We start from the raw sequence: 13,732 nt of genomic DNA, 5'->3' as shown, positions 1-13,732 counted from the left end.
TCAAGCGGGCAACGGGGTTCGCCGCCGCCGGATGATCAGCACCGCGATCCAGCCCATGGCCAGCGGTTGGAACAGCAGGGTCGGCCAGAGCTGGCTCCATGGCGTCGGCAGGAAGGTCAGGAAGTTGCCCGAGAAGGCGCTGATCACCGCCCCGTAGGCGGACAGCATCTTCGCTAGATGCTCGTAGGTCCAGAGGTCGGGGCTGAACGGCCAGCCGGCGGGCCGCGCGAACCGCCAGAGGTCCCAGCCGCCGAAGGCGAAGGCGGCGTAGGCCAGGCCTAGGGTCGGCAGGCGCGGGCTCTTCGAGGCGCCGGTCAGCAGCAGGACCACCACCCAAGCGCCGATGGCGACCACGGCCAGGGCCGCCGCCCAGTCCAGGGGCTGGGCGCGCTGGCGCGGATCGAGGTCGGGGCGCTTGCGGCCCAGCACCCGGAAGCCGGAGAACAGGCCGATGCTGGCCGTCGCCGACAGGGCGGCGAAATAGGCGTTGAAGTGCAGGACCGTCATCACCCAGGCCGCCGCCAGCAGCGTGCCCATCACCGCCACATAGACCCGTCCCGACAGCCGGTGCAGGCGCGAACCCTTTCGGGCCAGCAGCGGAACGAGGCCGGCGGCCACGGCGATGAAGCCGCAGGTCACATGCAGGGCGAGGGCGGGGGAGAAGAGGCTGTCCATGGCCGCCGTGATGGCCGGCGAGCGGAGGCTGCGACAGCGGCCTGGGGCGAGTTGCGGCGGATGGGGGCGAGGTGGGGGCGCCCGCCCCCATTGGCACGCCCCTCATGCCACCCCAACTCCGCCGTTCCCCGCGAAGGCGGGGATCCAAGCGGACATCTCAGGATGTGGCGCGGCCGTGGGCTATCCGCAAACTCGGCTTGGATCCCCGCCTTCGCGGGGATGCTCGGGGAAAGGGCCGGGGCCAGGAAGCCTCAGTCCTCGATCGCCTCGATCCCCTGTGCGTCGAGCCGGGCCAGGTGGTCGCGCATGGCCTGGAGCTGTTCGGCCGGATGGCCCGTCCAGTCGGTCACCTCGCCGACCACCCGCAGCGGATCCTTGGTGCGGTACGACAGGGTCGGATTGCCGGGAAACTTCTTGTCGGTGAGGTTGGGATCATCCTCGAACGGCCCCATCGGCTCGACGATGTAGATCCGGCCGCGCCCCTCGCCCCGGGCCAGTTCCGCGCCCCAGGTCGCCGCGTCGAGCGTGGCGCTGAAATAGACATAGGCCGCCGTCCGGCCCGCGCCGTAGTTGGAGGCGTAGCCGGCGCCGATAAGGTCGCCGGTTCGCAGGTCGGCCTTCGTGCCGTGATAGAACGCGGTCGTGGAGATCATGGTCGGGGCCCTTGTCGATGGGGCCGCGGCCCCGCGTCGAAGGCGCTAAAACCTGCGCATAATTCGCCGGCCGACAATTCTTGAACTTGGGTTTTTCGATCCCAGATCAGTAATGCGCGAGGGCGAGCCGATCAGGCCGCTGCGCGTTCCCCCGCCCAGGCCTCGATCGTCGCGTAGAGCAGCTCCTTCTGGATCGGCTTGGCGACGTGGTCGACCATGCCGGCCTCGCGGCACAGGGCGACCTGCTGGGGCAGGGCGTCGGCGCTCATGGCGATGATCGGCACGGCTCCGGCCGGGCCGGGCAGGGCGCGGATGGCGCGGGTGGCGGTCAGGCCGTCCATGCCCGGCATGTGGATGTCCATCAGCACGACGTCGAAGCCGCCGGCGCGGGCCATCTCGACCGCCTCTTGGCCGTTGTCGGCGGTGGTCACCTCGCAGCCGGCCAGGGCCAGGAAGGCGCCGCCGATCTCGCGGTTCATCGGGTGGTCGTCGACCAGCAGCACGCGGGTCCCGGCGATCCGGCCGGCCGCCGCCAGCGGCGTGTGGCGGGGCGCGTCGCACGCCTCGGCCGTCAGCTCGATCCAGAAGGTCGAGCCCTGGTCGGCGTTGGCCTCCATGCCGATCCTGCCGTCCATCAGCTCGACCAGCGCCTTGCTGATCGCCAGGCCCAGGCCCGCGCCGCCAAAGGCGCGGGTGACCGAACTGTCGCCCTGCGAGAAGCGCTGGAACAGCCGGTCGCGCAGCTGCGGCGGCACGCCGATGCCGGTGTCGCTGACCTCGATCCGCAGACGGTCGGTCTCGGGACCGGGCGTCACGATCAGGCGGGCGGTCACCTTGCCGGCCGGGGTGAACTTGACGGCGTTGTTGAGCAGGTTGAGCAGCACCTGGCGCAGGCGGGCGCCGTCCAGGCCGTGGTGGCGATCGGCGTCGCCGACGACCTCGATCTCCAGCGCCAGGCCCTTGGCCTGGGCGTCCTGGGCGACGATGGCGGCGGCGTCGCGCAGCACGGTCTCGGCCCGGGCCGGCGCGATCTCCAGCTCGACCCGGCCGGCCTCGACCCGCGAGAAGTCGAGCACGTCGTTGACCAGGGTCAGCAGGGCGCCGCCGGAGCCGTCGATCAGGGCGACGTGGCGGCGGGCCTCGGGGGCCAGGTCGTCGCGGTCGGCCAGCAGGCGGGTGAAGCCCAGCACGCTGTTCAGCGGCGTGCGGATCTCGTGGCTCATGGTGGCCAGGAACTCGGTCTTGGCCAGGCTCGCGGCCTGGGCGCGGGCCTGGGCCTGCCGCGCCAGGGCCTGCCGGCGCACCAAGAGCTGCTTGAGGCGCTGCTGGTTGGCCAGCACCAGGGCGGCGGCCAGGCAGGTGAAGAAGAGGGCGCTGACCAGCAGCTGCAGGGCGTGGGCGCGTTCGGACGCCTGGGCCCTCGTCGCGGCCTCGGCGACGATGCCCAGCACGCTGAGCGGCGTGGCGATGGCGGCGGTGATCAGGGTCGACCAGGCCGCGCCCTTGGGGCCCAGCCGGAAGGCCACCAGCACCCCGGCCGGGAACACCAGGAACGGCAGGGTGTGGCCGGGACGGCCGAACGCCGCCAGGGCGGCGACACCGACCGCCGCGTAGCAGGCGGCCTTCTCCCAGGCCGAGCGCTCGAAACCGCGCTTCATCCGGGGATCGAACAGGATCAGGGCGGCGGGCAGGCCGACGCTCATGCCCAGGATGTTGATGAACAGCCAGTTCTTGATCAGCACGGGCAGGGGCACGTGCAGCATCGGCGCGGTCGCGAAGGCGCCGACCACGGCCAGGGTCACCGTCACCGGCAGGGCCAGGCCGACCGCCCGCGCGGCGCGGCCCAGGTTCTTCAGTCGGGGCGGCCCGCCGAAAGCCTTGGACAGGACCAGGGCGATCAGCACCGCCTCGGTCGAGTCCAGCGTCGTGAACAGCACGGTCATGGCCGGCGGCGTGCCGCCCAGGCCGTCGAGCAGCAGGTGGCTGGCGGCGCTGAGCACCAGCAGGATCGCGCTGCGGCCCGGCGTCAGCAGCATCAGGCCGGCGGCCAGCAGGCCGTTGCACGGCCACATCGAGGCCATGCCCGACGGGCCCCGGGTCAGCAGGTCGCAATAGGCGATGGCGACGGCGTAGGCGGCGATCAGCGACAGCAGCAGGCGGGTCTGGCTCGCCTCGCCCTCGAAACGCTTTACTGCAAACATGACGCCGTACCCGCTCGTCCCGTTCGAACTCGAGGGCAAAATCGGGCGCAACCCCGCCTATAACGTTAAGGCGCGGCCGATTTCGATGAAAATGGGCGGGGGTCTAGGCTTCCAGGCCTTCCAGCGCCGAAATCAGCGCGGAAAACGCCTCCGGCGGGGCGTCGCCCTGGGCCAGTAGCAGGTCGTCCAGTTCTCGGGCCAGTTCGGTGACCTCGCCATAGCCGAACACGCCCGCCGCGCCGGCCAGGCGGTGGACGACGTAGTGGCGGTCCTTGATCGAGGCCTCGTCCGACCGCAGCAGCGCCAGGTCCTGCGCCGCGCGGGCGAGGAACTTGGCGCGCAGCGGGGCGAGGGGGTCGTTCATCGCGCCAGGATCGCCCGCACGTCCTGGGCCAGGGTCATCGGGTCGAAGGGCTTGGTGATGACGTCGGCGGCGCCGAAGCCCAGCAGGCGGGCGCGTTCCTCGGCCTGGGCGCGGGCGGTGATGAAGATCACCGGCGCGCCGTCGAGGTCGCCGCGCTCGCGTAAGCGCGCCAGCACGGCCGGGCCGTCCATGTCGGGCATCATCACGTCCAGCAGCACCACGTCGGGGCGCCAGGCGTCGCGGTCGAGCATGGCGAAGGCCTCGGCGCCGCCGTCGGCGGCCCGCACCTCGATGCCCGGATCCAGCTCCAGCGAGAAGGTCGCAACCTCGCGGATGTCGGCCTCGTCGTCGATGTAAAGGAGCTTCAGGTCGGTCATCGGCGTCTCTTGGAATCGGCGTCCGCGGCGAGCTTGCGCACAGTTCGGGCCAGCTGGTCCAGAGTGGTCTTGGACTTGGTCAGCACCGCGTCGACCGAGGCCGCCAGGGCCTTGTCCTCGATGGGCTGGGCCGAGAACACGATGACCGGAACCGGGTCGTCGCCGTCGTGCAGGTCGCCCAGCAACTCCACGCCGTTGCCGTCGCCGAGGCCGAGATCGAGGATCACGACGTCGGGCCTGGCCAGCGACAGGGCGGCGCGGCCGGTCCGCACGCTGTCGGCGTGGCGGACGGTGCAGCGGTCCAGCAGGGCGTCGCGGACCACGGCGTGGACGTCGCGGTCGTCCTCGACGTGCAGCACGTCGATACGGCGGGTGTCGGCGTGGCCGTTGACGGCCCGATGGACGGCGGTGCGCAGGCGCTCCAGGTCGATCGGCTTCTGCAGCCAGTCGACCACGTCCAGCGCCTCGCCCCGGCCCTCGGCGGCCTCGGCCGAGATCACCAGGGCGGGGATGTCGCGGGTGTTGGCGTCGGCGCGCAGGCGGCGCAGCAAGTCGAGGCCGCTGCCGTCGGGCAGGCGCACGTCGGTGACGAAGGCGTCGAAGCCGCCGATCTCCAGCACCGCCCGGGCCGAGGCCACGTCGCCGACCGTGTGCACGCGCACCCCGGCCTCGCGCAGGGCCTGGGACAGGATCTCGGCGATGTCGGGATCGTCCTCGCACAGCAGGACGCGGGCCCCGCCGTCGCCGGCCTCGATCGTCCTGGGACGGGTCTCGACGGTCGCCAGCTCGAACTGGAAGGTCGCGCCCTGGCCCGGCTCGGACTCGAACCACAGCCGGCCGCCGTGGCGCTGGACGATCTCACGCGAGATGGCCAGGCCCAGGCCCGTGCCGCCCTTGGCGCGGGTGTCGGAGGCGTCGGCCTGGGCGAACTTCGAGAAGATGCGGTCGCGGAAGGCCTCGGGCACGCCGGCCCCGTGGTCGCGGACCGAAAACCGCAGCAGGTCGGGACGCGGGGCGTAGACCCTGACCTCGACCACGCCGTCGGGCGGCGAGAACTTGGCGGCGTTCGACAGCAGGTTGGCGGCCACCTGGGTCAGGCGGTCGGCGTCGCCGCGCACCGGCGGCAGGTTCGGCGCGACGTCGAGCTTGAAGGCCACGCCCATCTGGCCGCCGAGCCCGCCCATGCCGTCCACCGCCCGCTGGGCCAGCTCGCCGAGGTCGAGCGGGCGGAGGTCGAACTCCATCTGGCCGGACTCGATCTTCTCGATGTCGAGGATGTCGTTGATCAGCCGCACCAGCCGCTGGCAGTTGCTGTGGGCGATGCCCAGCAGGCGCGCGGCGCGCTCGGGCAGGGCGCCGGCCGCCCCGCCGACCAGCAGGCCCAGCGACCCGGCGATCGAGGTCAGGGGCGTGCGCAGTTCGTGGCTGACGGTCGAGACGAACTCGGCCTTCAGCTTCTCCACCCGGCGGCGCTCGGTGATGTCGCGCACCGAGGCGGTGATGCGCTCGCCCTCGGGCAGGCGGACGAGGCCGATCGAGGCTTCGACGGGAAAGGTGCTCCCATCGGTGCGGTAAGCGACGAACTCGCGCAGCACGCCTTTGGACAGGTCGTCGCCGCCGGCCAGGTGCTGGACGAACAGCTGGCCGCGGTCGGGCAGGTCCACGAACTGCGACAGCGCCCGGCGGACCAAGGTTTCGCGCGGCAGGCCGAACATGGTCTCGGCGGCCTTGTTGACCGTCTCGATGGTGCCGCTGGGATTGAGGGTGATGACGGCGTCCTGGGCGTTGTCGAGGATGGCGTCCAGCCGCCCGGCCGTGGCCTGGGCCACGGTGAACAGCTGCTGGCGGGCGCGGATCTGGCGCGACAGCAGGATGAAGGCGGCCAGCAGGAACACCACCAGCACCGCGAACAGGGTCTGGGTCAGGCGCTCGGTGCGCAGGGTCAGGGCGTCGTTGGCGGCGATGCGGCGGTCGAGGGCGGCCTTGTCGGAGGCCTGGAGCTCGCGGGTGACGAGGCGGATCTCGTCCATGATCACCTTGCCCTTGCCGCTGGAGATCAGGGTGCGGGCCGCGTCGTGGCCCTGTTCGCGGCGCAGGCGGATGCCCTCGGCCATCGTCTTTTGCTTCTGCTCGATCAGGGCTTCGAGGCGATCGAAGACCGGATCGTCGTTGGCGATCAGGTCGCCGACGTCGCGTTGGCGAAGAGCGCGCAAGGACGCCAGCTGGCTGGGCAGGCGGCGCTGGGCGGCGTCGTAGGGCTCCAGGAACCGATCCTGGCCGGTGATGACGAAGCCGCGCTGGCCGGTCTCGGCGTCCTGCATCAGCGAGAACACCGTCTGCAGCTGCATGCGCTGTTCGTAGGAGTGATCGACCGCGTCGCGCAGCATGCGGCCGCGGGTGAATTCGCGCTGGATCTCCCAGGTGGTCAGCAGCAGCAACAGCGGCGCGACCACCAGGCCCAGGATGACCGAGATCAGCAGGCCGCGCTGCTCGCGGCGCAGGAGGAAGCTGGTCATGGGTGTGCTTTTCCTCGCGGCTTTCGAGTCACAGCTTACGGCCGGTCGCGGGGACGACTCAACGCGCCATTCCAACGGTCTTCGACTCGGCCCCTCCACCCGACGTTGACTTACCCGGGGTCACGCCGAAAACCATGTTCTTCGAACGGCCGCGTCAGACGGCTTCACCGGGAGAGCAGCGATGATCCAGGACGCCGTCGATTTCGCCCGCATGCCGACGCTGGGCGACGTGCCCCGCTATCACGCCCAGGTGCGGCCCGACGCCGTGGCCTTCGCCTTCGAGGGGCGCGAGACCAGCTTCGCGCAGCTCGACCGCCGCACCAACCAGGTGGCCCGCGCCCTGATCGCCGAGGGGCTGAAGCCCGGCGACCGCATCGCCTATGTCGGCAAGAACAGCGACAGCTATTTCGAACTGCTGCTCGGCGCCGCCAAGGCCGGGGTGGTGATGGCCCCCGTCGGCTGGCGCCTGGCCCCGGCCGAGATCGCCTACATCGTCGCCGACACCGAGGCGAAGATGGTCTTCGTCGGTCCCGAACTGGTCGAGCACGTGGGCGAGGTGGCCAAGCTGCTGGCCGGACCCCAGCCGCCCGTGGTGGCGATGGAAGGCGGCGGCGACCTGCCGGCCTTCCCCGCCTGGCGCGACGCCCAGGATGACGCCGATCCCGCCGTGCCGCTGCGCCCCTCCGACGTGGTGCTGCAGCTCTACACCTCGGGCACGACGGGCAAGCCCAAGGGCGCGATGCTGACCCACGACAACCTGTTGGCCATGCGCAAGGCCGCCGCCGAACAGACGGCGATGCCCTGGAACGTCTGGGGTCCCGACGACGTCAGCCTGGTGGCCATGCCGGTGGCCCATATCGGCGGCACCGGCTGGGGGCTGGTGGGCCTGTTCAACGGGGCCAAGGGCGTGGTGGCCCGCGAGTTCGATCCCTTCAAGGTGCTCGATTTCATCGAGCACGACCGGGTGTCGAAGATGTTCCTTGTGCCGGCCGCCTTGCAGATCGTCGTGCGCCTGCCCCGGGCCCGCCAGATCGACTATTCGCGGCTGAGCTACATCCTCTATGGCGCCGCGCCGATCCCGCTGGATCTGCTGCGCGAGAGCATCGAGGTGTTCGGCTGCGGCTTCGTCCAGCAGTACGGCATGACCGAGACCACCGGCACGGTGGTCTATCTGCCGCCGGAAGACCACGACCCGGCCGGCAACACCCGCATGCGCTCGGCCGGCCTGCCGATGCCGGGCGTCGAACTTCGCATCCTCGACGAGGCCGGGCGCGTTCTGCCCGCGAACACCGTCGGAGAGATAGCCGTGCGCAGCGCCTCGAACATGGCCGGCTACTGGAAGCTGGACGCGGCCACCGCCGCGACCATCGACGCCGACGGCTGGCTGCGCACCGGCGACGCCGGCTATCTGGACGACGACGGCTATCTCTTCATCCACGACCGGGTGAAGGACATGATCGTCTCCGGCGGCGAGAACATCTATCCGGCCGAGGTGGAAAGCGCCGTCTACGGCCATCCGCACGTGGCCGAGGTGGCGGTGATCGGCGTGCCCGACGACAAGTGGGGCGAGGCGGTCAAGGCGGTGGTCGCGCCCAAGCCCGGGATCACGCCCGACGCCGAGGACATCATCGTCTTCGCCCGCACGCGGATCGCGCATTTCAAGGCCCCCAAGAGCGTGGACTTCGTCGAGGCCTTGCCGCGCAACGCCTCGGGCAAGATCCTGCGCCGCCAACTGCGCGAGCCCTACTGGGTCGGGCGCGAAAGACGGGTGAACTGATGGCCGATCCCCTCTCGCGGGCCGCCGCGCGACTGCTGACGCCGGACGGGGGACCGGCGATCGACTTCTCCGCTCCGCCGGGGGCTGCCGCCCTGATCGCGCCGGACTCGGTGTCGTGGCGGCTGTTCAAGAACCCGGTGTCGCTGTTCGTCGGCGGCATCACCGCGGTGCTGCTGGAACTGGCGGAGCCGCGCGTGCGCTCGGGCGTCTGGGACCATTCCAGCTTCAAGGCCGAGCCGCTGAAGCGCCTCAAGCGCACGGGTCTGGCGGCCATGGTCACGGTCTATGGTCCGCGCGAAACGGCCGAGAAGATGATCGCCGGCGTGGTGCGCATGCACGGCCATGTGACGGGGGAAACGCCCGGCGGCGTCGCCTACCAGGCCAACGACCCGGTGCTGCTCGACTGGGTGCAGGCCACCGCCAGCTTCGGCTTCATCGAGGCCTATCACGCCTACGCCCACGCCCTAACGGCGGCCGAGCGCGACGCCGCCTTCGCCGAGGCCGCCCCCGGCGCGCGGCTCTACGGCGCGACCGGGGCCCCGACCAACGAGGCCGAATGGAAGCGGCAGATGGCCCTGATGCTGCCCAGCCTGGAGCCCTCGGACATCGTCTTCGAGTTCCTCCACATCATGACCTCGACTCCGCTGCTGCCGGGGCCGCTGCGGCTGATCCAGAAGCCGCTGGTGCGGGCGGCCGTGGCGATCACCCCGGTCGAGGTGCGGGCGCGGCTGGGTCTGGGCGAGGCCTGGCAGTTGAACGGTGTCGAGCGGCGTCTCGTGCGTCTGGCCGGGGCCAGCGCCGACAAGGTGCCGATCAAGGGTTCGCCGGCCGTGGAGTCCTCGCGCCGCATGGGCCTGCCGGACGACTATCTCTATCGCCGCCGGGCCGCCTGAGGCAGTCTCCTCCCCAGAAGAAAACCATGACCTGGGGAGGGCATGATGAGCCAGATCAAGAGCAAGACGCCTTGGCACCTGTGGCTGGTGGGCGCGGTCGCCGTGCTGTTCAATTCCGTCGGCGTCTTCGACTTCGTGATGAGCATGGCGCAGGGGCCGGCCTACATGGCCAGCGCCGGCATGACCCAGGCCCAGATCGATCACTACCAGCGGATGCCGGGCTGGATGACGGCGGTCTGGGCGATCGGCGTGTTCGGGGCCTTCGCCGCCTCGGTGCTGATCCTGCTGCGCAACAGGCTTTCGGCGCCGGTGTTCGCGGTGTCGCTGGCGGCCTTCCTGCTGAGCCTCGTCTACACCTACGTGCTGAGCGACGGCGGCAAGGTGATGGGCCAGCAGATGGCCGTCACCAGCGCGGTGATCGCCGTGCTGCTGGCGCTGTTCCTGGCCTATGCCTGGTGGCAGGCGCGACGTGGCGTGCTGCATTGAAGCACGCCCTTCACCCGTAAAATCCCCGCGAAAGCGGGGACGCAGGTGTTTTATCGTCGAGCGCCCAGGGTTGCAGAAAAAGCCTGGGCCCCCGCTTTCGCGGGGGTTTTACGGTGGAGGGAGCGTCACACCAGCGCCGACGCCACCAGCGCCGCCGCGAACGCCACGAGCCCCGCCATCGTCGAGGCCACCGTCCAGCTGCGGAACGTCTCGGTCTCCGACAGGCCCAGATACTGGCCGACCAGCCAGAAGCCGGCGTCGTTGACGTGGCTGACCACGGTCGCCCCCGCGCCGATGCCGATCACCACCAGGGCGATCTGGTTGGCGTCGAGCCCGGCCGCCGTCGCCAGCGGGGCGGCGAGGCCGGCGGCGGCGACCATGGCCACGGTGGCCGAGCCCTGGGCGATGCGCATGATCGCGGCGATGAGAAAGCCGAACACCAGCGGCGACAGCCGCGCGCCCTCGACGGCGGCGGTCAGGTGGGCGCCGGCGCCACTGTCGATCAGCACCTGCTTGAAGGCCGCGCCCGCCCCGATGACCAGGGCGATGGCCCCGGCCGGCTCAAGGGCGCGTCCGGCGATCCCCAGCAGCCGATGCCGGTCGACGCCGCGCCGGCGCAGCAGCACCCAGGCGTAGCCGCAGGCCACGGCCAGGGCGACGAACGGATGGCCGAAGAACTCCAGCCCCGTTCGGACCGGTCCCTGCGGCAGGGCGGCGTGGGCCACGGCGCCGGCGACGATCAGGACGAGCGGCGCCAGCATGCCGACCAGGGCCGGCCACAGGCCGATCAGGACGTCGGCGGCGCCGTCGTCAGCGACGGGGGAGGACTCCGGCGCGACGTAGGATCCCTTGCGGAAAGCGGCCAGGGCGTAGAGCGGGCCTGCGACCAGCACGGCCGGGATCCCGCAGGCCAGGCCCCAGAGAGCGATGCGGCCATAGTCGGCGTGCAGCAGCTCGGCCGCCGCGACCGGTCCCGGATGCGGCGGCAAAAGGCCGTGCATCACCGCCAGACCGGCCAGAACCGGCAGGGCGACGAAGGCCACGGCCTTGCCCGAGCGCTGGGCCACGCCCAGCATCAGCGGGGCCAGGATGATCAGGGCGACGTCGAAGAAGAGGGGAATGCCCACCAGGATCCCGATCGTCGCCAGGGCCCAGGGCGCGCGCCGCACGCCGAAGCGGTCGAGCAGGGCGCGGGCCATGACGCCGACCCCGCCGCCGGCTTCCAGCAGGGCGCCGAAGATCGAGCCCAGGCCCAGGATCACCGCCACGAACCCCAGGGCCTCGCCCGCGCCCTTCTTCACCGAAGCCAGCACGCTGACCGGCTCGGCCCCGAAGGCGATGCCGGCGGCGATGGCGGTCAGCAGCAGGGCGAAGAAGGCCGGCAGGCGCAGTTTCAGCGTGGCGAAGACCACCAGGGCCACGCCGGCGGCGACGACCAGCAGGGTCCAGAGCGGCCCGCTCACGCTACGCTCACGGGCGTCAGGATCGCCGTCGCCGGATCGCGGCCCTTGCCGGGCGCGGTGATGGTGAAGGCCCCGCGCAGGAGGATGTCGGCCGATGACGAGCCGATCATGACCTCGACCTTGCCGGCCTCGATCACCCAGCCCGCCGGGCTCCAGATCGCCAGCTGGGCGGGCGACAGGGTGAAGGCGATGCGCTTCTTCTCGCCGGGCCCCAGGGTCACACGGATGAAGCCGCGCAGCTCCTTGACCGGCCGGGCGACGCTGGCGACCGGGTCGCGGACATAGAGCTGCACCACCTCGTCGGCGGCGACCTGGCCGGTGTTGGCCACGGTGAGGGCGATCTTCACCGCGCCGCCGGGGGCGACGGTCTCGCGGTCGAGCGCCAGGTCGGAATAGGCGAAGGGCGCGTAGCTCAGGCCGTGGCCGAACGGGAACAGCGGCCCGATATCGACGTCGTGGTAGCGGACGGTGTCCTTGGCCAGATCCGGGTCGGCCGGGCGGCCGCTGGGCGTGTGGGCGTAGAAGGTTGGCGACTGGCCCGTGGCGCGCGGGAAGCCGACCGGCAGGCGGCCGCCGGGGGCTGCTTTGCCGAACAGGATGTCGGCCAGGGCCGGGCCGGCCTCGACGCCGAGGAACCAGGTGGCCAGCACCGCCGGCGCCTTCTCCAGCACCTCGGGCGCGACCAGGGGACGGCCCGACGGCAGCAGCACGACGACGGGCTTGCCGGTCGCCAGCACGGCGCGGGCGAGGGCGCTTTGCGCGCCGGGCAGCGACAGGTCCGAGCGGCTGCGGGACTCGCCGCTGTGGTCGAAGTCCTCGCCGACCATCAGCAGCACGAGGTCGGCGGCTCTGACGGCCTCGACGGCGGCGGGGATGCCGCTTTCATCAAGACTGCGCGGCGAGGCGCCGGCGACATGGACGATCTCGGTTCCCGCCGGGGCCGCGGCTTGCAGGGCGGGCAGCAGCGGGGCGACGTCGGCGGCCTGGCCGCGCGCCTTCCATGAGCCCAGTTGCGAGAGGTTGTCGGTCGCCAGGGCGCCGATGACGGCGATCTTCTTCTTGGTGGGCGCGATGGGCAGCAGGCCGCTGTCGTTCTTCAGCAGCACCACGGCCTTGCGCGCCGCCTCGCGGGCGATGGCGCGATGCGGCGGGCTGAGGAACACCGTCTTCTCCCGTTCAGGATCGCCGAAGCGGTAGGGATCGTCGAACAAACCGAGCCGCATCTTGGCGGTCAGGATCCGCGTCACGGCCTGGTCGAGCAGGGGCGCGAGCGACGGATCGGCGGCGATGGCGGTCTTCAGGTGGGCGGCGTAGACGCCGCTGGCCATGTCCATGTCGACCCCGGCCTTCAGGGCCAGGGCGGCGGCCTGGACCGGGGTCTCGGCGATCCCGTGGTTGATCAGTTCGAGAATGGCGTTCCAGTCGCTGACCACCAGGCCCGGCCAGGTCCACTGGGTCTTGAGCACGCCGCGCACCAAGGCGGCGTTGGCGGTGGTCGGCGCGCCGTTGAGGTCGTTGAAGGCGGTCATCATCGTGCCCGCGCCGGCTTTCGCGGCGGCATGGAAGGGCGGCAGATAGACCTCGTTCAGCGTGCGGTCCGAAAGCTCGGCGGCGTCGTAGTCGCGCCCGCCGGCCGCCGCGCCATAGGCTCCGAAGTGCTTGGCGCAGGCCAGGATGGAGTCCTTGCTCGACAGACCTTCGCCCTGGAAGCCGCGCACCTGGGCCGTCGCCATCACCGAGCCGAGATAGGGGTCCTCGCCGGCCCCCTCGACGATGCGGCCCCAGCGCGGGTCGCGGGCGATGTCGACCATCGGGGCGAAGGTCCAGTGCAGGCCGCTGACCGCCGTCTCCACCGCCGCCATCCGCGCCGTCGCCCGCACGATCTCCGGATCGAAGGTCGCCGCCATGGCCAGCGGCACGGGGTAGAGGGTGCGAAAGCCGTGCACCACGTCGATGGCGAACAGCAGCGGAATCTTCAGCCGCGACTCCTCGACCGCCGTGCGTTGCAGCTCGCGCAGGAACGCCGCCCCGGCCACGTGCAGGTACGAGCCGACCCCGCCCTTGCGGACCAGCTCCAGCGCCGTGGCGTCGATCTTGGAGTTCAGCGCCTTCTGCCGCCCGCCGGCCGGCTGGTGGGTCTGGCCGATCTTCTCGTCCAGGGTCATCTGCTTCAGCAGCGACCGGACGCGGGCCTCCTGGTCGGCGGCGAGGGCGGCGAGGGCGGGGGCGAGGCCCAGCGCGGCGGCGGCCAGCAGGGCGCGGCGGCTGGGTCCTTGGGCGCTGTTTGCCTGGGCGTCGTGCATGGGCCTCCCTCGATCGTCGAACGC

General features: G+C 71.4%; 11 protein-coding genes. 3 read left to right on the top strand and 8 right to left on the bottom strand.

Features of this window, described 5'->3' with window-relative positions; all coding sequences use genetic code 11:
• The 6 genes from AC07NG_RS21005 to AC07NG_RS20980 all read right to left on the bottom strand — a co-directional run bounded on the left by AC07NG_RS21005 (position 1) and on the right by AC07NG_RS20980 (position 6,786).
• Entirely contained in the window at positions 1 to 675 is a 675-nt protein-coding gene (locus AC07NG_RS21005) for a DUF2306 domain-containing protein (protein WP_494596129.1), read from the bottom strand.
• A gap of 251 nt (positions 676 to 926) precedes the next feature.
• Positions 927 to 1,328, bottom strand: a complete 402-nt coding sequence (gene arr / locus AC07NG_RS21000) for an NAD(+)--rifampin ADP-ribosyltransferase (protein ID WP_494596127.1) — start codon at positions 1,326 to 1,328, stop codon at positions 927 to 929.
• Between the two features lie 131 nt (positions 1,329 to 1,459).
• A complete protein-coding gene (locus AC07NG_RS20995) occupies positions 1,460 to 3,529 on the bottom strand; it encodes an ATP-binding protein (RefSeq protein ID WP_494596125.1) in 2,070 nt (689 codons plus the stop codon).
• Positions 3,530 to 3,632: 103 nt separating this feature from the next.
• Complete coding sequence (locus tag AC07NG_RS20990; RefSeq protein ID WP_492857330.1) at positions 3,633 to 3,893, bottom strand: Hpt domain-containing protein; 261 nt, start codon at positions 3,891 to 3,893, stop codon at positions 3,633 to 3,635.
• On the bottom strand, positions 3,890 to 4,270 hold the full coding sequence (locus AC07NG_RS20985; RefSeq protein ID WP_494596123.1) for a response regulator: 381 nt from the start codon (positions 4,268 to 4,270) through the stop codon (positions 3,890 to 3,892). The genes AC07NG_RS20990 and AC07NG_RS20985 overlap by 4 nt, the downstream gene beginning before the upstream one ends.
• Positions 4,267 to 6,786, bottom strand: coding sequence for a CHASE3 domain-containing protein (locus AC07NG_RS20980; protein ID WP_494596121.1), 2,520 nt, complete (start codon positions 6,784 to 6,786; stop codon positions 4,267 to 4,269). Before AC07NG_RS20980 ends, AC07NG_RS20985 begins: the two co-directional genes overlap by 4 nt.
• A gap of 184 nt (positions 6,787 to 6,970) precedes the next feature.
• Between AC07NG_RS20980 and AC07NG_RS20975 the strand changes: the two genes are divergently transcribed.
• From AC07NG_RS20975 to AC07NG_RS20965, 3 genes are read left to right on the top strand one after another with little or no spacing between them, the layout of a single operon-like run.
• Positions 6,971 to 8,563, top strand: coding sequence for a fatty acid--CoA ligase (locus AC07NG_RS20975; RefSeq protein ID WP_494596194.1), 1,593 nt, complete (start codon positions 6,971 to 6,973; stop codon positions 8,561 to 8,563).
• Positions 8,563 to 9,456, top strand: coding sequence for an oxygenase MpaB family protein (locus AC07NG_RS20970; protein ID WP_494596120.1), 894 nt, complete (start codon positions 8,563 to 8,565; stop codon positions 9,454 to 9,456). The genes AC07NG_RS20975 and AC07NG_RS20970 overlap by 1 nt, the downstream gene beginning before the upstream one ends.
• Positions 9,457 to 9,501: 45 nt before the next feature.
• Positions 9,502 to 9,942, top strand: a complete 441-nt coding sequence (locus tag AC07NG_RS20965; RefSeq protein WP_494596118.1) for a hypothetical protein — start codon at positions 9,502 to 9,504, stop codon at positions 9,940 to 9,942.
• Positions 9,943 to 10,067: 125 nt separating this feature from the next.
• Here AC07NG_RS20965 and AC07NG_RS20960 read toward each other — a convergent pair whose 3' ends face one another.
• Both AC07NG_RS20960 and AC07NG_RS20955 read right to left on the bottom strand, forming a co-directional pair.
• Positions 10,068 to 11,405, bottom strand: a complete 1,338-nt coding sequence (locus tag AC07NG_RS20960) for a GntP family permease (RefSeq protein WP_494596117.1) — start codon at positions 11,403 to 11,405, stop codon at positions 10,068 to 10,070.
• The gene (locus tag AC07NG_RS20955; RefSeq protein ID WP_494596115.1) at positions 11,402 to 13,708 is read right to left on the bottom strand and encodes a glycoside hydrolase family 3 N-terminal domain-containing protein; all 2,307 of its coding nucleotides are present in this window, start codon (positions 13,706 to 13,708) and stop codon (positions 11,402 to 11,404) included. The genes AC07NG_RS20960 and AC07NG_RS20955 overlap by 4 nt, the downstream gene beginning before the upstream one ends.
• Positions 13,709 to 13,732: the final 24 nt, after the last annotated feature.

The organism is Caulobacter sp. GW821-FHT10C03 (genome assembly GCF_059415485.1).
This window is presented reverse-complemented; position numbering and strand designations above follow the sequence as displayed.